At 61.8% G+C, this 24,078-nt stretch carries 18 protein-coding genes and 1 pseudogene; 9 read left to right on the top strand and 10 right to left on the bottom strand.

Annotated elements, in window-relative coordinates; all coding sequences use genetic code 11:
- The first annotated feature begins 5 nt into the window (after nucleotides 1-5).
- The 5 genes from FJ404_07765 to FJ404_07785 all read left to right on the top strand — a co-directional run bounded on the left by FJ404_07765 (nucleotide 6) and on the right by FJ404_07785 (nucleotide 5,614).
- Nucleotides 6-863, top strand: a complete 858-nt coding sequence (locus FJ404_07765; protein ID MBM3822765.1) for an MBL fold metallo-hydrolase — start codon at nucleotides 6-8, stop codon at nucleotides 861-863.
- Between the two features lie 136 nt (nucleotides 864-999).
- Nucleotides 1,000-2,337: an efflux RND transporter periplasmic adaptor subunit gene (locus FJ404_07770; GenBank protein ID MBM3822766.1), complete on the top strand. Its 1,338-nt coding sequence runs from the start codon at nucleotides 1,000-1,002 to the stop codon at nucleotides 2,335-2,337.
- A gap of 66 nt (nucleotides 2,338-2,403) precedes the next feature.
- On the top strand, nucleotides 2,404-3,090 hold the full coding sequence (locus FJ404_07775) for an ABC transporter ATP-binding protein (GenBank protein MBM3822767.1): 687 nt from the start codon (nucleotides 2,404-2,406) through the stop codon (nucleotides 3,088-3,090).
- On the top strand, nucleotides 3,087-4,316 hold the full coding sequence (locus FJ404_07780) for an FtsX-like permease family protein (GenBank protein ID MBM3822768.1): 1,230 nt from the start codon (nucleotides 3,087-3,089) through the stop codon (nucleotides 4,314-4,316). The genes FJ404_07775 and FJ404_07780 overlap by 4 nt, the downstream gene beginning before the upstream one ends.
- Nucleotides 4,313-5,614, top strand: coding sequence for an FtsX-like permease family protein (locus FJ404_07785; GenBank protein ID MBM3822769.1), 1,302 nt, complete (start codon nucleotides 4,313-4,315; stop codon nucleotides 5,612-5,614). The genes FJ404_07780 and FJ404_07785 overlap by 4 nt, the downstream gene beginning before the upstream one ends.
- Here FJ404_07785 and FJ404_07790 read toward each other — a convergent pair.
- Together FJ404_07790 and FJ404_07795 are read right to left on the bottom strand one after the other, a co-directional pair.
- On the bottom strand, nucleotides 5,605-6,789 hold the full coding sequence (locus FJ404_07790) for an ABC transporter ATP-binding protein (GenBank protein MBM3822770.1): 1,185 nt from the start codon (nucleotides 6,787-6,789) through the stop codon (nucleotides 5,605-5,607). The two genes, FJ404_07785 and FJ404_07790, sit on opposite strands and share 10 nt — an antisense overlap.
- Before the next feature lie 27 nt (nucleotides 6,790-6,816).
- On the bottom strand, nucleotides 6,817-7,434 hold the full coding sequence (locus tag FJ404_07795) for a hypothetical protein (GenBank protein ID MBM3822771.1): 618 nt from the start codon (nucleotides 7,432-7,434) through the stop codon (nucleotides 6,817-6,819).
- Nucleotides 7,435-8,557: 1,123 nt separating this feature from the next.
- Here FJ404_07795 and FJ404_07800 point away from each other — a divergent pair.
- The 4 genes and pseudogenes from FJ404_07800 to FJ404_07815 all read left to right on the top strand — a co-directional run bounded on the left by FJ404_07800 (nucleotide 8,558) and on the right by FJ404_07815 (nucleotide 12,003).
- Nucleotides 8,558-9,244 (top strand): DUF1080 domain-containing protein, encoded by a 687-nt coding sequence (locus tag FJ404_07800; protein ID MBM3822772.1) that lies wholly within the window; start codon nucleotides 8,558-8,560, stop codon nucleotides 9,242-9,244.
- A gap of 243 nt (nucleotides 9,245-9,487) precedes the next feature.
- On the top strand, nucleotides 9,488-10,255 hold the full coding sequence (locus FJ404_07805) for an NIPSNAP family protein (protein MBM3822773.1): 768 nt from the start codon (nucleotides 9,488-9,490) through the stop codon (nucleotides 10,253-10,255).
- 626 nt (nucleotides 10,256-10,881) lie between these two features.
- Nucleotides 10,882-11,103: pseudogene (locus tag FJ404_07810) on the top strand (type II secretion system protein).
- Nucleotides 11,104-11,745: 642 nt separating this feature from the next.
- Nucleotides 11,746-12,003, top strand: coding sequence for a hypothetical protein (locus tag FJ404_07815; GenBank protein MBM3822774.1), 258 nt, complete (start codon nucleotides 11,746-11,748; stop codon nucleotides 12,001-12,003).
- A gap of 207 nt (nucleotides 12,004-12,210) precedes the next feature.
- On the opposite strand, the gene FJ404_07820 is transcribed toward FJ404_07815, so the two are convergent.
- From FJ404_07820 to FJ404_07855, 8 genes are all read right to left on the bottom strand, one after another.
- Nucleotides 12,211-13,257, bottom strand: coding sequence for a hypothetical protein (locus FJ404_07820; GenBank protein ID MBM3822775.1), 1,047 nt, complete (start codon nucleotides 13,255-13,257; stop codon nucleotides 12,211-12,213).
- Between the two features lie 763 nt (nucleotides 13,258-14,020).
- Nucleotides 14,021-14,533 (bottom strand): molybdenum cofactor biosysynthesis protein, encoded by a 513-nt coding sequence (locus FJ404_07825; protein MBM3822776.1) that lies wholly within the window; start codon nucleotides 14,531-14,533, stop codon nucleotides 14,021-14,023.
- The gene (locus FJ404_07830) at nucleotides 14,523-15,902 is read right to left on the bottom strand and encodes a hypothetical protein (protein ID MBM3822777.1); all 1,380 of its coding nucleotides are present in this window, start codon (nucleotides 15,900-15,902) and stop codon (nucleotides 14,523-14,525) included. The genes FJ404_07825 and FJ404_07830 overlap by 11 nt, the downstream gene beginning before the upstream one ends.
- The gene (gene solA, locus FJ404_07835) at nucleotides 15,902-17,089 is read right to left on the bottom strand and encodes an N-methyl-L-tryptophan oxidase (GenBank protein MBM3822778.1); all 1,188 of its coding nucleotides are present in this window, start codon (nucleotides 17,087-17,089) and stop codon (nucleotides 15,902-15,904) included. Before solA ends, FJ404_07830 begins: the two co-directional genes overlap by 1 nt.
- A gap of 8 nt (nucleotides 17,090-17,097) precedes the next feature.
- Nucleotides 17,098-17,880 (bottom strand): LmbE family protein, encoded by a 783-nt coding sequence (locus FJ404_07840; GenBank protein MBM3822779.1) that lies wholly within the window; start codon nucleotides 17,878-17,880, stop codon nucleotides 17,098-17,100.
- 45 nt (nucleotides 17,881-17,925) lie between these two features.
- Nucleotides 17,926-19,461 (bottom strand): SLC13/DASS family transporter, encoded by a 1,536-nt coding sequence (locus FJ404_07845; protein ID MBM3822780.1) that lies wholly within the window; start codon nucleotides 19,459-19,461, stop codon nucleotides 17,926-17,928.
- A gap of 34 nt (nucleotides 19,462-19,495) precedes the next feature.
- Entirely contained in the window at nucleotides 19,496-20,545 is a 1,050-nt protein-coding gene (locus FJ404_07850; protein ID MBM3822781.1) for a hypothetical protein, read from the bottom strand.
- A gap of 88 nt (nucleotides 20,546-20,633) precedes the next feature.
- Entirely contained in the window at nucleotides 20,634-24,014 is a 3,381-nt protein-coding gene (locus tag FJ404_07855; GenBank protein MBM3822782.1) for a dehydrogenase, read from the bottom strand.
- Nucleotides 24,015-24,078: the final 64 nt, after the last annotated feature.

Here is a 24,078-nt window from a genome sequence, read left to right on the forward strand (position 1 = left end):
GCCCTGTGCAAGCGCCTTTCCTCAGCGGTGCCGCGTTCCTCGACGACGTCGCCCATGCTCGCGCTGACCGCGAACGGCTCCACTTGTGGTGGCTCGGCCAAAGCGGATTCCTCGCGGCCTGGAACGGCTTTGCCCTCCTGATCGATCCGTACCTTTCCGATGCGCTGACCACCAAGTACGCCACCACCGACAAACCGCACGTCCGCATGACGGGTCTCGTCGTGAATCCAGGCGAACTCGCTGGCATCGACGCCGCAACTTCCAGCCACAATCACACCGACCATCTCGATGCCGAAACCCTGAGGCCGATTCTGCATCGCAATCCTTCCCTGCGTATCGTCGTGCCTGCGGCCAACGTGGCTTTCGCCGGAAAACGCCTCGGCTTGGATCCTTCGCGCCTGGATTCCCTCGACGCAGGCCAGGACCTCGCGTTGGGACCCCTGAACATCCACGCCGTCCCCGCCGCCCACGAGGCGATCGATCGAGACGCCCTGGGCCGGTGCTGTTATCTGGGTTATGTGTTCCGACTCGGTCCATGGACGATTTATCACAGCGGAGACACCATGCGCTACGAAGGCATGGTCGATCTCTTGCGGCCGTTCCGCCCCGATGTGGCGCTCCTGCCCATCAATGGACGTGGACAGGAACGGCGGGTGGCGGGAAACTTGTGGGGGCCCGAGGCGGCGCAATTGGCGAAAGACATCGGCGCTGCCCTCGTCATTCCCTGCCACTACGACATGTTCGAGTTCAACACCGCCAGTCCCGCGGACTTCGAGTCTGCCGCCTGCAACCTGGACCAGCCCTATCGCGTCCTGCACCATGGCGAGCGCTGGTCCGTGGGTTCCAATCAAGCCTTCAGGTGACAAGAACGTTCCTTTCAGCAAGGTTCTGGAAACAAATGAGCCCTTCGTGGTGTCTGATTCATATCGCGGCGGTGGTTTTCAGCCGGACCATGAATCCGACCCGAGCCATCGGGCTAGGCCGCAAATCGACTGAATCATGACGACAACCCAAAAAGGCAGGGGGAAAACGATCCTCTGGGTGGTCCTGATCCTCGTGCTCCTCGGGGGCGGGGGAACGGGCTATTACTTCTACAAGAAACGCCAGCCCGTGATCGCGATCCAGACCGAAAAGGTGAGTCGTCGAAATCTGACCGAACTGGTCGTGGCCAACGGGCGGATTCAACCGGTGATCCAGGTCAAAATCAGCCCCGAGGTCAGCGGCGAAATCATCGCCCTCCCCGTCAAAGAGGGACAATTGGTCAAGAAGGGCGATTTGCTGCTTAAAATCAAACCGGACTTCTACGAAGCCAGTCGGAGATCCTCCCATGCCAGCTTCCAAGCTTCGCTGGCGGCGAAGCAAACCGCCACGGTGAACCTCGACAAGGCCGATACCGAGTTCAAACGGCACGAGGAATTGATGAAAAGGAGCCTGATTTCAGAGTCGCTCTTCCTCGACGTGAAAACCTCTTTTGAAGTCGCCAAAGCCCAACTCCAAAGCGCCACCCATCAAGTCGAGATGGCCAAGGCCTCCCTGGAAAAAGCCACGGAAGACCTCGCCAAGACCACGATCGTCTCCCCCATCGATGGTACGATTTCCCGGCTCAACTCCCAACTCGGCGAGCGCGTCGTCGGCACCGCCATGATGGCCGGCACCGAAGTCATGATCGTCGCCGACCTCAATGAAATGGAAGCGCGAGTCGATATCGGCGAGATCGACGTCGTCCTCATCGCCCTGGGCCAAAAAGCCCGGCTCGAAGTGGACGCCTTCCGCGACCGCAAGTTCAGCGGCCTCGTGACCGAAATCGCCAATTCCTCCAAAGGCCTCTCCGGGATCGGCTCCATGTCCTCTTCCTCCTCCTCGTCCCAGGACGCGACCAAGTTCGAGGTCCGTATTCGCATTCAGGAAAAGGAAATCTTCCGCCCGGGCATGACCGTCACCGCCGAAGTCGAAACCCGCTACCGCACCAACGTGCTGACCGTGCCCATCCAAAGCGTTACCACCCGCCTCCCCAAGAAGAACGACAAACCCGGAACAGCGGGCGCCGAAAATTCGAAACCCGTCCCCGCTCCGACGTCGCCCGATTCCACGCGCCGCAAGGATGAATCCGACAAGCCGGTCGAAGTGGTCTTCGCCAAGGAAGGCGACGTGGCCAGGATGATCCGCGTCAAACCCGGCATCAGCGACGACAATCACACCGAGATTCTCGAGGGCGTGACCGAAGGCCAGGAAATCGTTTCCGGTAGCCACCAGGCCATCAGCCGCGAACTGGAGGACGGCAAGAAAATCAAGATCGAGGTCAAAGGATCCGAAAAGCCGGGAGAACCCGCCAAGTAACCCGGACGCTGCAAACCGCCTGCCGTGAGCCTTATCCGCATTCGCAACATCTCCCGGCGCTACGAAATGGGCGCCGAAACCATCTTCGCCCTGCGCGATGTCTCGCTCTCCATCGAGCGCGGCGAATACGTCGCCATCATGGGCCCCTCCGGTTCGGGCAAATCAACCCTCATGAATCTCCTCGGCTGCCTCGACACTCCCAGCTCCGGCAGCTACGACCTCAACGGGACCGATGTCAGCCGGATGGACGACAACCAGCTCGCCGAAATCCGCAACAAAGAAATCGGGTTCGTCTTCCAAACCTTCAACCTGCTGCCCCGCGCGAGCGCTCTGCGCAATGTCGAATTACCCCTGATCTATGGCGGCATCCCCCCCGAAGATCGGCGCCGCATGGCCTTGGACCGCCTTGCCCACGTCGGCCTCGCCGACCGGGTCCACCACAAACCCAACGAAATGTCCGGCGGCCAGCGCCAGCGCGTCGCCATCGCCCGCGCCCTCGTCAATGACCCTTCCATCCTCCTCGCCGATGAACCCACCGGCAACCTCGACTCGCGAACCGGACAGGAGATCCTCGCGCTTTTCGACGAGCTCTCCGCGAAAGGCAATACCATCCTCGTGGTGACCCACGAGGAAGAGGTCGCCCGTCATTCCCGGCGCATCATCCGCATCCGCGACGGTTTGATCGCCAGCGACGAGGCTCTGGCCGACGATCAAAGGCTCCGGCCTCACCCCGTGCCCGCTTCCCCGCCATGATGCCCCTGACCGAGTTGATCGAAGGGCTCCGCATCGCCTGGGACGCATTGCGCGCAAACCGCCTGCGCTCGGCGCTGACCACGCTCGGCATCGTCATCGGCGTGGTCACCGTGACTCTGATGGGCACCGCCATCGAAGGCCTCAATCGCGCCTTCATGACCAGCATTTCCTCCATGGGCGCCGACGTGCTCTTCGTCAGCCGCTTCTCCTGGCTCAATAACTCCTACGAGGATTGGATCCGCTCCCAGAGCCGGCGCGAAATCAACTATGCCCAGGCCCAGGCGGTCGAACGCATGATGACCACGGCCCGCGCCGTCTCGCCCATCGCCGTCACCGGCCAGCCCGTGGGCTACAAAAACAAAAACTCCGTGCGCGTCCGTGTCATCGGAACCACCGACCAAATGCTGCAGACGGACAACATCGCCGTCCAGCTCGGCCGCTTCATGACGTCCGGCGAAGTGGAGGGAGGCCGCCCTGTTTGTGTGCTCGGATCCCAAGTGGCCAGCAATCTCTTCGTGAACGAGCCGCCCCTGGGCAAACGCATCAAGGTCGGCAGCGCGCAGCTCGAAGTCATCGGGGTGCTCGACAAACGGGGCAATTTTCTCGGCGGCTTCTCCATGGACAATCAGGTGATCGTCCCGCTCAAACAATTCATGAGCAGCTTCTGGAATTTTCCTTACTTCGAAATCCAGGTGCGGGCGCGCTCCCTGGCGGAGCTCGACGAAACCAAGGAGGAACTGCGCGGTGTCATGCGCAAGATCCGCCGGGTCCCGCCGGGTGTTCCCGACGATTTCTCCATCAATCAACAAGACATGTTCATCAAGACATTCGAAAAGGTGCAGGGCACCATCGCCTCCGCCGGGCTCGGACTCACCGGACTCTCCCTCTTCGTCGGCGGCATTGGCATCATGAACATCATGTTCGTTTCCGTGGCCGAGCGCACTCGAGAGATCGGGGTCCGCAAAGCCATCGGCGCCAAGCGACGGGCCATTCTCGTGCAGTTTCTCGTCGAGGCGGCGTTGATCTGTTTGCTCGCCGGCCTCGTCGGCGTCGCCATCGCCTGGATGGTGACGCTCGGCGTGAATCGCATCTTCCCCGCAACGATGTCCCTGAAAGTGCTCGCCGCCGCGCTCTCGGTCTCCGCCCTCACCGGTGTCGTCTCAGGTTTCCTGCCCGCTTGGCGCGCCGCCCGCATGAACACCGTGGACGCGCTGCGAAGCGAATGACCTCGATCGTCCAGCCTCCTGCCGCGGCGCCGGTGAAAAAGGCCGGCGGCTGGTCGCGGCTGGCCGGCGAGCTTCGCGAAAGCCTCGTCATGGCCCTCGACGCGGTCACCTCGCACAAGCTGCGCTCCGCCCTCACTTTGCTCGGCGTGCTCGTCGGCGTCTTCTCCATCATCGTCGTCATGACCGCCATGCGGGTGCTGCAGAGCTCCATCGAATCCGAATTGAGCCAGCTGGGCAGCCACACGTTCCTCATCACCAAGTTTCCCGAGGTGTATTTTGGCGGTCCGGGCGGGTTCGAAAAGTATTGGCGCCGCAAGAATATCACCTACGCCCAGGGCAAACTTCTCCAAGACCGCACCACGCTCGCTCGAAACGTTGGCGTCGAAACTGAACTCTTCGGCGGCGAAGCCGTTTCTAAATACGAAAAAACGCCCCCCAACGTCCCGGTCCATGGCGTCACCCCCGGCATTTTTCCGGCCCGCAATTGGTCCATCGGCGAAGGTCGCTCGCTCACGGAATCAGATCTGGAAAGCACCCGCCAGGTTTGCGTGCTGGGCCACGGACTGGCCACGAATCTCTTTCCCCAAGGCTCCGCCCTCGGCGAAAAGGTCAAACTCGACAACATCGGCTACACCGTGGTCGGCGTGCTGCAAGGCAAAGGCTCCGCCCTCGGCGGGAATGCCGACAACTTCGCCGCCATCCCGATCACCACCGGACTCAACCGCTACGGACGCTCCTGGCGCAGTCTGAGCGTGCTCGTGCAAGCCTGGGACCAGGCATCCTTCGACGACACCGTCGAACAAGTCCGCGGCGCGCTTCGCGTGATTCGCAAAGTGCCGCCGGGGAAAGAGGATGACTTCGAAATCGCCACCAACGATTCCATGATCAGCCAGTTTCAAAGCTTCACCCTGACCGTGCGCGCCGGCGTGGCCGTCGTGAGCTCCATCGCCCTGCTCGCCGCCGGCATCGGCATCATGAACATCATGCTGGTTTCCGTCACCGAGCGCACCCGCGAAATCGGCGTGCGCCGCGCCATCGGCGCCAAGAAACGGAACATCATGACCCAATTCATCCTCGAAGCCATCATGCTCTGCGAATTCGGAGGGCTCCTCGGTGTCCTGCTCGGAATTCTCGGCGGCAACCTCATCGCCTATTATCTGAAACTGACACCGGTCATTCCGGTGGATTGGGCCGTGTACGGGCTGCTCATCTGTTCCGTCGTGGGCATTGTCTTCGGCACCTATCCCGCCTGGAAAGCCGCCAATCTCGATCCGATCGAATCCCTGCGTTACGAGTGAGGCGAGCGCACCTCTCCGCCCGCCAGCCTGCCCTGCGTCGCAGCGTCAAACCATCGGATCGCTTCCGGACGGCACAGCCGCACGCGAGCCGAAACTCCCGGCGCCCATTTCGAGACCGCACCGCACCGCGCCGTCCCCTCATGAAACGCCGTGCTGAAGTGAACCACCGTTTCCGCCCCCAACCATTCCACATGTTCGATCCGCGCTCGCTCGTCGCCATTTGTTTCGTCCAGCGATTCGACGGATTCCAAGGCGAGATGCTCGGGACGCGCCCCCAACAGCACTTCCCGTCCCGTGGACAAGGCGCCGGGGATCGGACAATCCTCGGGCCACATCAGGCGCAAACGCGTCCCCTTCGCCTCCGCGTTCGCGCTCGAACCCGATTCCTCAAACGCCCAGCTCGCCGACCCGGGCGGCTTCACGAAACGTCCTCGAAACAGGTTCATCGGGGGCGATCCCATGAAACGTGCGACGAAAGCATTCTCGGGATGTCCATGAACTTCTCTGGGTGTGCCCAGTTGGCAGCGCGTTCCGTCCCGCATCACGAGCACTTGTTCTCCCACCGCCATCGCCTCGCTTTGATCATGGGTCACCCAAATCAAGGTCATGCGCAACTCGCGCCACAGCCGGGCAAGGAACATCCGCGCCTCTCGCCGCGTTTCCGGATCGAGGTGGGCGCAGGGCTCGTCGAGCAAGAGGGCGCCCGGCCTTCGCGCACACGCCCTTGCCAGGGCCGCTCGTTGCCGCATGCCCCCGGAAAGTTCGCCGGGCAGGCACCCCAGCGTGTCCCGCAAACCGAAGAGGTCCGCCATCTCCGCGCTGCGACGGCGAATCTCCACCTTGTCCACACGCCTCGCCTCCAGCCCCAGTTCCAAATTCTCCCGCACCGTCAGATGCGGGTACAACGCGTGATTCTGAAAAACCAGCCCGAGGTCACGCGCCGCCGGGTCGAGTCCCGCCGCCTCGCGGCCGCCGATCCAAATCCGGCCCGAGGTCGGGGTCTCCAACCCGGCCAGCAACCGGAGCAACGTGGTCTTTCCGCACCCCGAAGGACCCACCACGGCGAACAGCGCGCCCGGGGGTACGGTCAGCGAAAAAGCGCGCAAGGCCCACACCTCGCCGCCGGCTGGACGTGGAAAAGACTTGGAAACCGCCTCAAGCCTCAATTCAGGCATGCGGATGGGCGGACATCGCTCCGTGGTTCATGGCGTGGATTTTCCAACCTCAACGGCGGCGTTGATTCGAGCGAGCTCCTTTTGCTGCGCGTTCCATTTCTTGGTGAGCTCATTGAACTCTTGGGCGACGCGATTATGACGCTCGATCAGTGTGTTGCGTTCTCCAGCCAGACGCTTGAGTTCTTCGTTGAGACGATGGATGTCCTCGTTCTGGCGCTGCAATTTCTCCGTCGCCGTGGCGAGCGCCGCTTGATAGCGCTCGTTCTGCGTTTTCGAGGATTGCAGCTCACGTTCCGCCGAGTCCCGCAATCGCGAGGTGGCCTGGAACTCGGCCAGCCGCGCATTGTGGTTGGAGACCATCCCGGTCTCCACCGATTCGAGGCGTGCTCTCTCCGCTTCCGCCACTCCCAACCGCTGGCCCAGATCCTCTGTCGCAGCCCGCTGCCGTTCGAGTTCCGCCTGGAGGCTGGAAATTCCTCGGTTGCGGCTCGCTCCCTGAACCCCTTGCCATACCGTCACCCCCCCCAACAAACAGACAGCTCCAATGAAAACGAGAAAGGGAACAGGTTTCATATCGTCGCGGTTCCCCACACCGTAGCCTGAACCCGGCCCTTTCGCCAGTTCTTGCTCGAGCGGCGCGAGCACTACGGTGCCTCCAGAGATTGTCGGTGACCGGGTTGTCGTGGTCACGCAGACAGCACTGTCTGCTGATGTCCAGGCTGCCCAACCTGGGGCGACGAAGCGAACCAGGCGCGTGGAGAGCATGGAAGGGCCTCGTTCTTCACTCGCCGGGCCGACGGGCCGTCGGCGATACGGCAGGCTGGGCAGCCTGCGCCACATGACAGACGACTTCGGGATGCACGGTTCGGCTCTGGGATTGGAGGTCGGGGGCGTGCCGACAGGTATTCAAACCCGAGGAAAGTTACGTCGTGCCCATCTCGGTCACCTTCAGCCCGAACGCTTCGCGACTGTGAGTCGGCTCTGCGAATCCGCACCATGCAATTTACGTCTTTTGCCTCACCGCCGTCCGCGCCGCTCCGCCTGCCGAACCTACGCGTCGCTCCGTCAACCCCAAGGTCGTGTGGCTCGGCGAAGGGGCGGTGGGCAAGACATCGCTCGCGCATCGGTTGATCGAAGACCCATACGTCGCTAAGGATCGGACGCACGGCATGAACGTGTGGAATCTGGAGCTGCCGGCGGCACCACAGCCTGGCCCAGCGCAGAGTGTTTCCCTCGCCCCGCGAGGAACGAGCGGGGAGAGGGCCAGGGAGAGGGGCTTCACGCCCACCCCGCCAGACGCGACTCCTCTCCCCAGCCCTCTCCTCCATTCTCATGGAGGAGAGGGAGAAGACTTGCTCGACCGCGAGGCCCTGCTCTGGGATTTGGCTGGTCAGGAGGATTACCGGCTCAGCGCATCCGCAAGTCGTCGGGGCGCGCCGATCACGGCGCTGCCGCTCGCGCCCATCGGCCGCGGCGATCTCCTCCCATTCCATGGCCCGCCCTGGGTGGATGCCTTCGCCCCTGGCAGCACTCTTGCCCGTTGAAGCTGCCCTGCCCCTTTGAAGACACCTCTTGAACCGGCGTGAACGCCGCGCCCCGGCGGTATTGCGCGCATCACCGACAACCTATGGAGGCACGGGATCCGGGCCGACGCACGTTTGCGGCTTTTCACAGGCCCTTGGCTTGGGATAATCTACGTCTCGAATCCTAAAAGAACCCATTACCCTTCCATCCACGAATCGATTGCCGTTCCAACAAAGGCCCTCGCATGAAATCTTATCGCTTCGCCATCATCCTCGCTCTCTTCATGGCCGCCGGCGTATCCGCATCCGAATTCTGTTCGCTCTTTGACGGCACATCGCTCAAGGGCTGGAAGGCGTTGGACATGAGTTACTGGTCGGTGCGGGATGGAGCCATCACGGGGCAGTCCACACCGACCCATCCCTGCCGGACCAATCAATTCCTCGTGTGGCAGGGGGGCGAGGTGTCCGATTTCGAACTGAAGCTCAAGTTTCGAGCCACCGGGAACGGGTGCAACTCGGGCATCCAGTTCCGCAGCGTGATTCGTCCGGACGGCCTGGCGGTCGGGTATCAGGCCGACATTTATCAGAGCGGCCCTTATCTGGGGGGTGTTTGCGACGAACTGCACACGCGGAAAGGGCCGGAGTTGCTCACGGCCAACGGCAAGCGGACCGTCATCGACGCCTCCGGCAAACGGACAGCCACCGATCTCGGGGTCACCGCATCCATGAAACCCGCGGGCGAATGGAACGAGTATCACATCATCGCCAAGGGCCAAACCATCACCCTGAGCATCAATGGTGTGAAGTGCTCCGAACTGATCGACCAGGAGTCGGGGCACTTCGATCTCAACGGGATCCTCGGTTTGCAGTTGCGCTCCGGCGAACCGATGACGGTTCAATTCAAAGACATCCTCTACCGCGAACTTCGTTAAACCTCCCGACGAACTTGTTGCTCAAGTTACTCACCATTCCGCACCCCGGCCCGGCGGAGTTCTTTTGCTGAAAACGGCAATTCAGCAGGGTCGAGGTGCGCCGAAAAAGGCGCTTGGCGGTTGAACATCAAAGCGGCCTGAAGACCGCGGCGCCAACCGGGTCACCCTTTTTCATTCCCCTGCAGTGCTTCCGCGTCAACGTTCCTTTTGCCAAACGCGGGGGAAAATGCGAGGGTCCGGCCCATGAAAGCCCTGTTCACTCTTGCGGTCCTTGCCATGACTCTTTCCAATTTCTCCCCCCAAGCCGCCGCTGCCGCGGACACCCGGTGTTACGAAATGCGCGTCTACTACTCCCCGCAGGGAAAACTCGACGATCTGCACGCCCGTTTCCGCAATCATACCCTCAAACTGTTCGCGAAACACGGCATGGAATCCATCGGTTATTGGGTGCCGATGGACAACACCGAAAACAAACTCGTCTTCATCCTCGCCTATCCCAGCCGCGAAGCGCGAGAGCAATCCTGGAAGGCGTTCGTCGCCGATCCCGAATGGAAGGAAGTCGCCAAGAAAACGGAGGCCAACGGACCGATTGTGGCCAAGGTGGAAACTTTCTTCATGACTGCCACGGACTATTCGCCCTCCATCAAGGCGGTCGCGAGCGGTCCGCGCGTCTTCGAGTTGCGCACTTACACGGCGTCCCCAGGCAATTTGGCCGGGCTCAATGCCCGCTTCCGCAACCACACGGTCAAGCTGTTCGCCAAGCACGGCATGACGAACTTCGCCTACTGGGACTTGATGCCGGATCAAAAGGACGCGGACAAAACCCTTCTTTACATTTTGGGCCACGCGAGCAAGGCGGCGGCGGACGCGTCGTTCAAGTCATTCCGCGAGGATCCGGATTGGGTGGCGGCACGGAAGGCGTCGGAGGAGAAAGCGGGGGGTTCCTTGACGGCCCCGGGAGGGGTCAAGTCCCTGTTCCTGGTCGCGACTGATTATTCCCCGACCAAGTGATCGAGCGCGGACGCAAACTCCGCCGCCGACGGCCGCCCTGTGATTGGGGACACAGAACATCGAGCAAACCAAGCATCTCAATTGGGAGGATCTGCAGTTGATCCTCGGCGGAGGGGTGCGCTATCCCACGCCGCAGCACGAGCAGTTGAGGGCATTGGCCGAGGATCCGGAGGTCATGGATGCCATTTGACGGTTCGACCTGACAACGGCAGTTGAACATGGTGAAGACTTGCCAAGGCCAGGATCACCGGAGGCCTCATGAGAGCCGGCTTGGTTTGAGACCCTTCACGATGTCGCGCCTCTGGCTCAGGCTGCCCAGCCTGCGGGGCGACGAGCCGCCGGCGATACGCCAGGCTGGGCAGCCTGCGCCACACGACGGACCACTTCGGGTGCACGGGGAGGTGGCAAGGTGAGAGGTTTCAAATTGACGGTCTTCCATCCTTTCCCAAAACTGCCGATATGCCCCAGGTCCGTTACATGGGTGCCGGCATTTCGTTCCCCGCCCCGGCCCGGCGTGTGCAGCTCCAGCCTGCGGGAGACGCATCCGCCGTAATCCGCCCGTACGGTGCCATTCTTGGTTCCTCCCGGCTTCCGCCCCGTGAGGACTGCTCTTCCAGCGCATCCCTATGAACTCAAAAACAAAGACTCCTGCTCTGGCGCGATCCGTTGCCGCTTTTACCTTGATCGAGCTGTTGGTCGTCATTGCCATTATCGCCATCCTTGCGGGGATGCTGCTGCCCGCGCTGAGCGCGGCGAAAGAGAAGGCCAAACGATCCAACTGCGTGAGCAACCTGCGACAGCTTGGATTGGCCACTCACCTCTACGGGCTCGATTTCGACGACAAGGTGTTCAAAGGCATCCGTGACGCCAATGATTCCTACACCTTGAGCATCGAAACATTCATGTATCGCTACGTCAGCAATCAATTCGGAGACAAGGTGTTCGACTGCCCGAATCTCTACCCGGTGCACTACCCCGGCACGACGGACAAACCGGACAGCCGATACCAAACGGGCATCGGATATTATATCGGTTACAATTATCACGGTGGAAAAAAGATGCCGCCCGATTGTGGATGGGTATCTCCGCAAAAGCTCAGCGAAGATCCGAAGCTCGTGCTTTTTTCCGATCAGAACGTGTGGAATGCCAACTGGGTGACGGTGCCGCATGGACCGCGAGGCCAGGTTCGGAAGGGGCCGTTCAAGGGAACGGGCATCTTTCCTTCCGGTGGAAAGAATCCAAAACATTTCGGCGCCGCCGGCGGAAACCTCTGCACGCTGGACGGCGCGGTGGTTTGGCGCAGCGCCGCGCTATGGAAAACGAACTATTTGGTTTACTCTGGAGGAGCCCACTGGGCCTTTTGGTGACGGCCGGATGGGCATGACCGGCGGACCGGTCTATCCGTGAAGTGTATCCGTGGTTGCAAGAAGCTTGGCAGGCATCGAGGCACTTTACTCGGGTGTGCAGCGTTTGGAGCGCGAGGGGGAACTATGAAAGGCATGCGGGCGTTGCCGGATGGACGGTTGTTGGTGTCTGGCGACGCGTTTCGATTTGCCGGTTCAATTCGGCGTCCGATGATCGAGCATTCGGCGCAGCCTGGACGCGCCTATGTTCTCGAAGTTTCGGAAGACCTTGTCTCCTGGGCACCGGTCGTCACCCAGGAATCCGGGGGCGCCGTCTTGCGCCTGACGGATCCCTCGCCAGCCGGGTCGCCCTACCGGTTCTACCGCGTATGGCGGCGAAACTGAAATTCATCGGGCCGGCCGGAGCGAAGGAGTTCACTCCAAGTTCAGCTCTTGTCCGATGTTTCACAGTCGTCCTCATTTGCCCCGGAGCGAGGCTGGGTCGTCCTTCGACCCGCCGCAGCACGTTGAAAAATCTGGAGTCTTCCGACCTGGCCGCGCGCTGCCGAGATCTTGCGATGGATCGATGCTGATCCATTGCCGTTTCCAGGTTTATTCTCCACGAACATCCGCACTCGTTGCTTGGGCCGGCGGTTTGAGTTCGCTCTGGCTCCCTTTGATGAGCACACCGGCGAGGACAAATTTCTCGTTCACTATGAACGCGATGCCCGGACTTCCCGCCGGAAGTCCGCCTTGAGCGAGCGTCCATGTCCGGCCTTGGTTTTGCGAGTAGTAGATCCCGGCGGAAGCTCCGGCAAAAACTAGGTTGCCGCCTGATCCAAGTTCCCAGACCGGGGCGTCGTTCGAGAGCGCGTGGGAATGGACGCCGGGAAAGGAAATTGAAAATTCGGCCGAGCTTCCTTCAGCCATGCCCTTCGACCAAGTGGCACCCCAATCCGAACTCCAACTAATGCCGCCGGGATTGTGTCCCGCGATCAGGGTATCCTCGATGCTGACCAGCGCGAGTGGGGTCACCGATCCGGTCTTGTGCCACGATCGTTTCTCCGGATCCCAGCCGTAGAGCCCCCGGCTGTAGAGTCCCGCAAACAATTCCCCTCTGGCTGCCGATAAGGCGAAAACTTGCGCGTGCCGGGGAAGTCCGGTCGAGAGTGGAGTCCAGGACTGGCCGGCGTCCGTGGAGTGAAACACACCGTGAGCATCGGTGCCGGCGTAAACTTTGCCGTCATGGACGCACAAACTACGCACCTTCGGGGAAGGAAATGCTCGATCGAGAGTCCATGATGCGCCCCCGTCCGAGGATACGCACAGTCCGTTGCCATCGGTGCCCGCCAGCACTCTCCGCCCCAAGCTAGCGAACGAGATGACGCGGCCCGGCGCTGCGCTTGCTACTTTGGCGGGCCGCCAACTGAGCGCTTCATCGATCGAGGTGAAGACACCAGAGTCCGTTCCCGCGAACAGAATGCCCTTCGCGGAACCGAATGCGTTGATGCGAGAGCGTTCCGGCAATCCGTCGTCCGACCGTCTCCATGATCGACCGCGGTCCTCGGACTTGAAGACTCCGAAGGCGTCAGCCGCCGCACCGGCGAATGTGCCGGAGATAAGGAGAGTGGCGGTGACGCGAATGGCTGAAGACTTCATGGAATGGCGAGCGCGGAAGGATGAGGAACCGTAGGACCGAGGGGCGCGGTCGGCAAGCTGTGAGCGACGCCCCTGATTCTGGGGACTCGTCTTCGATTGTCGCAAGTCCGCGTTTGATACAGAGCTCCTGCCAGAGTGGATCGCATTCCGAACGAACCGCTACTTTCCTGTTCCCGGCGGGAGCAGCCTATCCTATATCCCATCCCAGTTGGCCACGATCAGCAAAACCGCGACCACGAGGATCAGGATGGCTCCCACCACCACCGCGGTCTTGAGCGGGCTGGCTTTCTTCTTTCCCATCGGGCCATTTTCGATGCTCGCGGCTCTGCCAGTCCCCATCATAATCAGTCGGGGAAACATCAAACCGACGGGTTGGCTCCGGTTGACCGTCAACCTTCGAGGCTCAGTTCGCCAATGGATACCAACCCCAACGGGGTTGTGACGAAATCCTATTTCCGTTTGGCGGCGTAAAGCCACAACCGCGTTGCGGTTGAATTGAACTCCAAACGGCAACCCAAGGTAGCTCGTTCCTCGCAACCTTGGGCTGGAGGACACAATCCCTTTGGGATTGGATGTGCGACTCCGTCGCTTTGGGCATCGCCCATTCCGTGGCCCACCATTCGCTCTGACGCGCATCGGCTTGCTCACCTCAACCGAAACGATTCTTGCGACCTCCGCCTCATCGACCGCCCAGTGGGCTCAACCTGATTCCGCGTCAGGTCAGGAGTCTCGAGGCTGGTCCCGGGGAATGCAAAAAATGCAGCTAGGATGCTGCACGTTCCATGGGTTGTTCGCCCAAGAGCCGCAAATCGCTCCAACCTTTCTTGAGGGTTCCGCCCCGCAGCACCCTGGCTCTCAAGCCGCCTCGACCTCGCAAGGCTTCCTTGGCGCCTGGACCGAAGGCTTGATCCATCCAAAGACAGGGCTTCGACTCCTCGGTGCCCTCAAATTCCACGCCTTGCATTTCGAAGCGGCGTCCAATAAGGGCGTTCAAATCCACCCCTCGAACCACGATATTTCGCCGATAAACAGAGGGCGCCACGGGTTCCATGGCAAGGCGGATGGACAGGTCTTCATGCACCTCGAAAGCGAAAAACGTGACTTGCCCTTCCCCCCCGGGCTGCTTTTCGAAGTAGCGGTCCCCGCGGATGCCCCGTCCGGCCACGCACTCGACGGCGTCGCGATCGTCCATGGGATGAGTGCCGGGTTTTTGGCCGTAATGCCCGACGAAGTTGTGCCCCGGAGAGGCAAAAAGGTGAACGATCTCAACGCGCATAAGATGCTTTCAGCTTGGATCCTTTCTCGACTTCCGCGCGCCAGGCGGCGGGCAGATCCTGTTGGGTTTCCACGAGGATCTCAAGGATGGCCTGCCGCGTTTCCGGGGCGAGCCGCGCAGCGTACTCCGGTGCCGGATGAGCGCCCGTGAGCACGTCCAGCATGCGTGCATAGATCTGGTCCTTCAACGGCGCGGGCAACTGGGTGAAAGCCCCCGAGTAAATCAAATAGCTGCACGGGTACTTGAAAAGCCGGGTGCGCAGGTCCAATTCACGCAGCGACCGGCCTTTGGAATCCTTGGGCCCGCGGGCTTGAAAGGCGCGCGCGTATTCCGGCGAGCCGGAGACGCGATCCGTCAACGGAGCTTCTTCCACGAAGAACAAGTATCGGAGAAAAGCCTCCACCGGGGATTTCAGATAGCGAACGTGACCATACTGGCTGAGGGCGATGCGCGCGCTGTGGTTCAGGCGCGTCAGAAAGTTGTGCATGTGCGATTGATGCTCGAGAATCATCAAAGCCACCACGTCGCTGGTGTCGAGCAGGTAGGCGGAAGTGTCGAAGAGATTCCGAAGGGAATCCAAGTTCGCCCTGAAATTGGGTTCCTTTTCGTTCCGCAGCACCTCCTTCGCGCCGAGGAGATTTCCCCGGTGGATTTGTTTGCCGTGCTGGCCGCTCACGTACCATCCGCCCCAGCGCTCTTGAAAAGGCGTGCGATGATTCACCTGGGAAACTCCCGTGTTGAGATCGGGTTGTCCGGATTCCTCCGTGACGAAGGAGCGCACCAGGTGTCCCGGCGAGCCCATGGTCTTGGCGGACTGGTGGCATTCGAGGCACTGGTCGTTGCGGACGAATTTCGGCTTCGGCAAGGACTGATCGAGCGTGTAGAACACGCCTCCGAGTTGCGGATCCACCGACGAAACCTCCATGATCTCGGATCCCTTGACGAATCCGACATAGACGTCGTCGTTGAAATACACAGCTCGGGGAGAGCTGGCTGAGATGCGGTCGCGCTGGAAGGATGTTTTCGAGAAGACCAGCACCTGCGAGGAGACGGGGATGTTCAGGAATTCCAGCAGGGATGGGTAATATCCATACTTTGGATCCTTTCGCAACGTGACTTCCCCGGCATCGATTTTCCGCTGCAACCGGGCGATGGGATCCACAGCCTGGGTCTTGGCATAGCTCACCGGCGGATCATCGATGCCGATCAAATGGGACGAGCCCTGGAAATCAGCGCGCAGGACGGAGGCGGACAGCAGGAAAAGCCACCATCCATGCGAAACGGTGAGCCAAAGCGTGTCTCGAGAATCCCTTCCGGAAGGGCGAGTCCAGCGTGGAGCGGGTTGGGCGGGCGCGGAGGGGTGTTTCATCACGGACTCCTTTCCTCCTTCAAGCAGGCGGTGTTCGGTGTTGGGGGGAATCTGGCGGGAGAAAACAGGGCGAGGTCGAACGAGGTTCTTCCCTGGAGGGCGAGATCGGCGAGCACTTCACCCATGACGCTGCAGAACTTATAGCCGTGGCCCGAAAACCCTGCGGCAAGCGTCACATTCGCGTGCGCGGGATGTTGGCCGACGATGAAGTGGAGATCGGGGGTCAACGTGTACATGCACACCACGGCGTGAACCAAACGGCCCGCCAGGGCCGGACAGTATTCTCGCACCACTTCGCGCATGCGGCTAGCTTCGGCCTCCGAGACAAGACGATCCACCGTGTCCGGAGTGCAATAGTTCGTTTCCGGCGCGCGAAAAAAGGAGACTTTGACTCCTCCTTCCCCGCCATCAACCGAGGGAAAACCGTAAGGCTGCACCTTTTCGTCTCTTTGCCAGATGTAAACCGGAAACCGTCCCGGGACAAAATCGTCTGTCCCGCGATCGGGCTGAAACCAATACAACACCTGGCGCTCCACTTGCAAAGGAAGGCCGAGACCGGCCAGCGCGTCCGGCGCCCAGGGCCCCGGCGTGACGATCAACTGTTCGGCTTCGAATTCGCCGCGCGCGGTGCGGACGCGAACGCCGCCAGGGGAAGCGGTCCATTCCTCGACGACCGTTTCAAATAGCGTGGAGGCGCCGGCCCGCCGGGCCGAGTCGAGATGCGCGGCGATAGCGTGCTCGCTGAAGACCAAACCCGCGTGGGGTTCCCAAAGGGCCACGGTGGATTCGGGCATTGACAATTGGGGGAACCTCCGGCGGATCGCCGCCGCGTCCAGGAGTTCGTGGGGCAATCCATGAGCCCGCGCGCTGCTCAAGCTTCCAGACACGACCTCGGAATCCGGGGCGCCCATCATCAACCCGCCGCACAATTCGAGAAGGCGCGCGCCGGATTCCTGCTCGAGTTCCCGCCATAATTCATAAGCGCGCAAGAGGAGGGGGACGTAGGCTGATCCTTCGAAATAGCATTGCCGGATCACGCGCGTGCGACCGTGGCTGGAGCCGAAGCCGTGGGGAGGATGGTATCGATCCAGGCCCAACACGCGGCGTCCCCGCCGGGCCAAATGCCGCAGCGCGGCACTTCCCATGCCTCCCAATCCCAGCACGATGACATCCCATGATTTTGACATGCAGCGGGTCAAGTGGACCGTCGGGCGGAGGTGCAGCGTTTTCCGGCAGCGACGCGCAGGGGATCGAACTTTTCCGACCCGAATCCCGCGTGCGCGTGCCGCCACCACCCTTCAGCCTGGCGGAATTTTCCAGACATCTTCCCGACCCGGAAGGATTCCGCCTCGATGGACCGGATCATGGAATCCATGCCCTGGCTTTGTTTCAGCCAATCGAACTGGCTGGCGTGAGCGATGCGGGAAGCGCGCAGCGTTTCGCGAAAGGAGGTGGTGTCGATGAAAAAGTCTGGGCGCACGGGGCGGCGAAGAGGATCGCAGAGGCCGTGGGGAAGGCAGTGATAGACAGCCACGTCTCCCTGGTAAATGGGGCGCGCGGGGGTGACCTTGAAATTCGGCATGGCGTGTGCGAACGCGGCCGTCACCACCAGCCGGCAGGTCTCGGTATGGTCTTCCATGTAATCGACCGGCGGATGCGTGAGGATGATCGAGGGCTGGATCTCCCTGATTTTCGCGGCCACGCGACGCAGCAGCGGGACATCATAAATGATTTCAAGGTCCCGGCAGAGAGGCGCGTGCCACCTTGCGCCCAGGATGCCGGCGGCGCGGCGGGCCTCGAGACGCCTTCGACGGGCGGTTTCGGCGGGGCCGTGCGTCTGGCTGCCACAGTTGCCTGAGGACAGCGTCCAGTAGTGCGTGTCCCACCCGGCTTCGCGCAGCAACAGAAGCGCGCCCGCCATCTTAAACTCGATGTCGTCCGGATGCGCGCCTACGGCCAGGGCAATTGATTTCACCATGAACCTTTCGACCTAGGTTAATCGACGCGTTGGAGCCGCGCCTCCTCATAATTTGGCTTTGATCACCACCGGGATCCACCAGGCAGCCGCGGCCACGATGACCACGAATCCCGCGAGATCGAGCAGGAGCCCTTCCCGGGCCATGTGTTGAATGCGGACTTTTCCGGATCCATAGACGATCGCATTGGGCGGGGTGCTCACCGGGAGCATAAAACCGAGGGAAGCCCCGAGGCAAGCGGCCAGCGCCGGCGCCAGGGGAGGAACCCCGGCGGCTTGTGACACCGCGATGGCGACGGGCACGATCATGGTCGCGCTGGCGGCATTGCTGGTGGTTTCGCTGACGACGATGGCGGTCGCGGTGAACAGCACGATCAAACCGAACTCGGTGCGGACCTGAAACAAGCCAGCCAGGCTTTCGCCCACCCAGCGGGCGAGTCCGGTGGAAAACATCATCTCGCCCAGGGACAGACCGCCCCCGAAGAGAATGAGGGTTCCCCAATCGATGCGCGCAGCATGACGCCACTCCAGGGTCATCGCCGGTCCGCGGTGGTCAGAAGCGGGCAGCAGAAAGAGCCAACCCGCTCCGAGCAACGCGGCCACACTTTCGGGCAATCGCAACTGCAGCCATTTCACCGAGCCGGATTCGGCACCGAGAATCAAAAGGGCGGCACCCGGCAGGACCCAGAGCAATACCGTGAAGGCAAATGCGAACACCACATTGCGTTCGCCTCGCGTCATCGGCACAAGCGCCGCGGACAAGGCCAAGGCCGGATTGGCTTGACCTGTCAGGCTCGAATCCGAAGAGGAAGGAGTCGCGGCGGCGGCGCTTCGTCCCAGCCGCCAAACCAGTCCCGCCATGAGCAAAGCCGCGAGGGGCACTCCGAACATCATCCATTCAAAAAACCCTACTTTGACGCCGAGAAGACGTTCGATCTGACCCAGTCCGATCAAATTCGGAGGGGTGCCGACCGGCGTGGCCATGCCGCCGATGGAGGAAGCGAAGCTGGTCATTAGGACCAAAGCGCCGGCGTAGGTGGAAGGCTTGGCTCGGTCTTGACCCATTTGGCTGAGCAAAGCGAGCCCGATGGGAAGCATCATGGCGGTCGTGGCGGTGTTGCTGATCCACATACTGAGCATGGCGGTGACGACGCCGTAGGCCGCCAGGACGCGCGCGGGCGTTGAGGAGAGTCCCGGCACGCTCAGCAGCCGCAACGCCAGACGCCGGTTCAATCCATGCAGGACGATTGCCTCCGCGAGCAGGAACCCGCCCAAATAGATGAACAACACGGGATCTCCGAAACCCTTGAACGCCTCGCGGGCGGGGGCGACCCCGCACAGCACACCCGCGGCTACTCCGATCATCGCGGTGACCGCAAGTGGCAACGCTTCCGTCATCCATGCGACGACGACGCAGGCCAGAATCGCCAGCAGACGATGGGCGCCGGGATCGAGTCCAGGCAAAGGCATCGCGTAAACGACGAGTCCGAGCAGTGGCGCGAGCCAGCGTCCCACGCGGCGCCGGGACGATTCGAACCGGGCCTCAGCTTCTGAAATGCGTTCTTCGGGGAGGACTTTGGACATGCGGAGGCCGGGGGCGAAGGTGGTGTCTCTGAAGTTAGGGAAGCCGCACGGCTTTCACCCGCAGAAATCGAAATGAACCCGCGCTCTCCGAGAGATCGCGAAGCCGAATCGATCCCCCTGAACCCGGCTTGGGTGCGGAGACTGCCTTCCACGAGGCGAAGTCCACTGTGGCCTCCAGTGTGTATTCCCAGCCGGGGCGGCTGGTCAGGGTTTGCTCCCAGCGTCCATCGACGATCGCACCGGATTCGTCTTGAATGGGCGGAGGCGGAATGGTGACGGTCACATTGTCGAGTTCACCTTGCGCCAGGATGGATCCGGGCAGGAACGGGCTTTGGCCGGCGTCGCTGTAACTGCTGATCGACAGGGTATCCAGTTCGAAACCGGTGAAGGTTGGGCTCAGAGGCGCGTCAGCCACCGGCCCCACGGGGACGCCGTTGGTCGTGACCAGGATCGAGGCAGTTTCCTCGCTCGAGGCATACCGCAAGACGATGCGCAGGGGGACACCGACCGGAAGATCAAACAGGCTGAAATCGCCCGCGTTGTTGTAGTTGAAGCGGCCACGCGACGAAACCACCGCGGGCCAGACGGTCGGACCGAATCCGGTGTCTGGAAAGAAATTGAACTCGACCAGATTCGGAGAACGATCCCCGGCCCCCCGCACAAACTCCGGCTTCTCCGCGTCCAGACGCTTCTGGAATCCGAAGGCGATCTGAAAAGTCCCGGGCTTGTCCGCACCCCCTCCCGCGCTGATATGATTCAAGGTGAGATCCAACTCGACGCTAAAATCGTCCTGGCGCGTGAGCACCGTACCCAAGGGCAGTCGAAAGTAGCTGTTGGGCTTTCCAGAGTTCCAGGTGACGTCGAGACGCTGCGCCGCTTGGTTCCAGCGAAACAGTTCGCTTGCTCCGAACGAAATCCAGTTCCGGAGCTGAGGATCGGACGCAAAATCCTCGCGGAGGATCCTCGAACCGGATTCGAGCCCGGCCGGCGCATTCGCGGCCAGCGCGGTCGTGGGTGAGGCCACGAACGCAAACCCAACTCCGAGTGCGGCCAGGGCCAGGTCACGAAGAGGTGTTAAGTCCATCCGGGTTCGATCCTTCGCCAGGGCGGGGTTCAGCCGCCGTCCTCAAGGCAAGCGGACGCGCCGCGCCAGGTCAGGGCGAGTCGCGTTTCTATTGCGCTCCCCAACGGGTGTTTTTCAGGAACGCCAGCAAATCCGCCAATTCCTGCCGCGAAAGCTGTTCCTCCAGTCCTTGAGGCATCAACGAAACTGCGCCCGGCCGCATCTCGTTAATGTCCACCCGCGCGATGCGCACCGAGGCATCCGGGCCCGTTCCCACGACGACTTCCGTGTCCGCGTCCCGCAACAGCAGGCCGGTGTGCAATTCGCCAGACTTTGTCGCCACGATCAAGGGCTCGTAGCTGCGCACAAAACTCGCGCTGGGAAACACGATCGATTCCAGCAAATCACGCTCGTTGCGAACCTCTCCGATGCGGGTCAGATCCGGACCAAACCTGCCTCCCAGGTAACCCATCGAGTGGCAGGAAGCGCAGGCGGCCTTGGCACCGTTGAAAATGGCCTGTCCGCGGCGGATATCCCCGCCCTTCATTTCCAGCAGAATCTTTTCGAGTCGGCTGCGTTGTTCGGCCGCGGTCTCGTCCATCCGGTTCGCGAGTTCCTCCACTTTTTCCAACACGGACGCGGGATGCTTCGTGAGAGGGGTGCGAATCTGTTCCGGACGCAGCGCCGCCAACCCCTTCGACTTGTTCAAGGATTCCAGGAGGGCCAGGCCCGATTTTTCCTCCGGCGCCTGGCTGAACGCGCCGAGCAAGCGCCCGATTTCCATGGGTCCCGCGTTCTCGATGAGCGAAGCCAGTTCGAGCAATTGTTCCGGCTGCAATTTCGCCCGTCCGACGATCTGAGCCGCGACGCCCCGCGTCATGGCGGCCCGCGTGGGATCGATCTGGTGCTTCAGAAAGTGCCATAACGCCTCGGGCACGGAGTTCAAACCTCCCGGCGCCAGAGCGAGCGCTTCGAGCCGCAGCTCCTCCTCTTCACGGGTCTGGGTGGCGAAGTCGCGCAAGGCGGTGGCCGCGCGAGCCGCATCCGCTTTGCTCGGGGGCAACTGCCGAATCGCCCTCAGCGCCGCCCGCTTTGCCTCCCGCCCACCGGTCTTCAAACTCCGCAGGACTTCATCCAGCCATCCTTTCGGCATCTCTTTCATGCTCGCCCGGCTCATGCCCAGAAGCCCGCTGGCCTTCTCCAAGGAATTTTCTGATGCGGCCAAGGCTTGGAGAAACTCGGCAATGGATGGATTCCCAGCCAGTTTTCCTGCCAAGCCTTCCAGTTCGTTTCGATCCGGCCCGTTCAAGTCGGGATTGCGCAAGGCCAGGCGCAGGTGTCGAGCGATGGCTTCGCCCCATTCCGGATGCCGCGCCAGAATCCAGGCGGCCGTTTCCTTCACGGTCTCGGCGCCGAGAAACGGCAGCACTTCCTCCACTCCAACTCCCCCCGCCTTCATTTGGTCCAGGGCGATGAGAGCGGCTTTCTTCGTTCCCAAAGCGCCCGCGCGCAATCCTGGCAGCGTGGCCTGACGGTCCCCGATCTCGATCAGGGCGTAAATCAGGGAATGCTCGAGCATGCGGTCCATGGGATGCCCCGCCGCTTCCAGGAGCGCAGGAACGGCGGATGCGTCACCGATGCGTCCCAAAGCTTCCGCCGCCACCCGGCACAGTGCGGGTTCGTACGGGCGCAAGAGCGCGAGCAGCGCGGGAACGGCCTGACGATCCCTCCACAATCCCGCCACATGCGCCGCCACATGCCGCACGTCTCGCGACGGATCCTCCAAGCCGATCCTGGCCGCTTCCATGGAGGCGTCGGTTTCGATTCGGGCCAGGGACCACAACGCTTGCCGCCGCGCCTCGATTCCAGTGCCCCGAGGGGCGGAAGATCCACTCGCCACCACGCTTCGCAATGCGGGCACCGCGCGCGCGCCCATCTTCCCCAACCGATGCACCGCCTGCCGTCGGACGGCAGGACGCGGATCTCCCAAAAGAGCCGATAACCCCGCCGCGTGCAGATTATTCCAACCGATGTTCTTGCCGCGTGGATCGGCAGGAGCGGAGCTCCCGATCCGGCGCACGCGGTAAATGGCGCCAAGCACATCCGGCTTGGCCAATTGTGAAGTCGGGCAACAGATTTTGTACCATCCTCCTGTGTCCACCACCAGCACCGAGCCATCCGCGTCCTCCATCACGTCGGTGGGGTGGAAATCGGCATTGTCGGAAACAAGAAAGTCCTCCGTCACCGCACGATACGTGGAGCCTTCAGGAACAAGTTGATGGCGGGTCACCTTGTGCAAATTGAAAAGAGCTGCGAAAAGATTGTCCTGATAGTCAGCCCCCCAGGCCGGGGATTCGTAGCGCATCAAGCCCGCGGGCGCGGCCGGCCCAAACATGACCATGACGGGGAGCAGATCACCCGTGCGCGGGTGATCGTCGAGCACATCATTCACCTTCCCGTAGAGTCCGCCATAGATGGCATGGACCACGCCGTCCCGTTTCCCGGCTTCGGGCTGATGCACGAAGGTGGTGGTGAAGAAGCGTTCGCCGTTGGGGAGAAACGCCACTTCCACCGGGTTATCCATGCCGCCCGTCATGACCGCATCGAGGTCCGTCGCGTCGGGTTTGGTGCGAAACAAATGGGCGGCACGGGTGATCAGCGGAGCCCGCCCCGATCGTTCGTGACGCTGGCGCGCAAACGCCCCCTTCGCCCAGTAAATCCGGCCATCCAAGCCGAGGTAAGGCCCGTGCAAGTCATTGGCGCAACCCGTCAAGGTGCCGGGACGGTACCACTCATTCCGCGTGTTGGCCTGGCCGTCGCCATCCGTGTCCGTCAATTTCCAAATGCTGGGCGGCGCTCCGACATAGACCGAGCCGTCATAGAACATCATGCCCTCGGGAAACATCATTTCGCCGGCAAACACGGTCGAATGGTCAAAGACACCATCGCCGTCGCGGTCCTCGAGCCGGACCAACCGGTGCGGTTTCTCGGCCAGTTGCTTCTCCACCTTGGCGTTGGATCCCGACGAATCCGCGACATAAAGGCGGCCTTCGTCGTCGAAATCGAAGTGGATCGGGCGATCCACCAGGGGCGGGCCTGCCACGCGCTCGACCGTGAAGCCATCGGGCACGGTGAAACGATGCCCCGGCAACGAGACGACGGCCGCTTCGAGGCTTGCGACCGCGACCAGACTGCCGACGGCGACGAGGTGTCTCAACGCCAGCCAGGCGACGGCATTCCCACGAAGGGTCGAACAATGAGAAGACATGAATCCAGTTATCGTGAAACCGCCCTGAATGAAAGCGCGAAACTTGACCCGGGGCAGGTGGTGGCGCATGCCGCAAGTTGTCTGCACTGTGGCGCAGGCTGCCCAGCCTGACGTATCGCCGACGGCCCGGCGGGTGAAGAACAAGGCCCTTCCATGATCTCCACGCGTCTGGTCCCTTCGTCGCCCCGCAGGCTGGGCAAGCCTGCGCGCTGGGTCGTCCATCGGCCCGCCGCAGGAGGTTGAAAAATCTGGAGTCTTCCGATGTGTCCGCGCGCTGCGGCTGGTC

Source organism: Verrucomicrobiota bacterium, from assembly GCA_016871495.1.
Taxonomy (GTDB): domain Bacteria; phylum Verrucomicrobiota; class Verrucomicrobiia; order Limisphaerales; family VHDF01; genus VHDF01.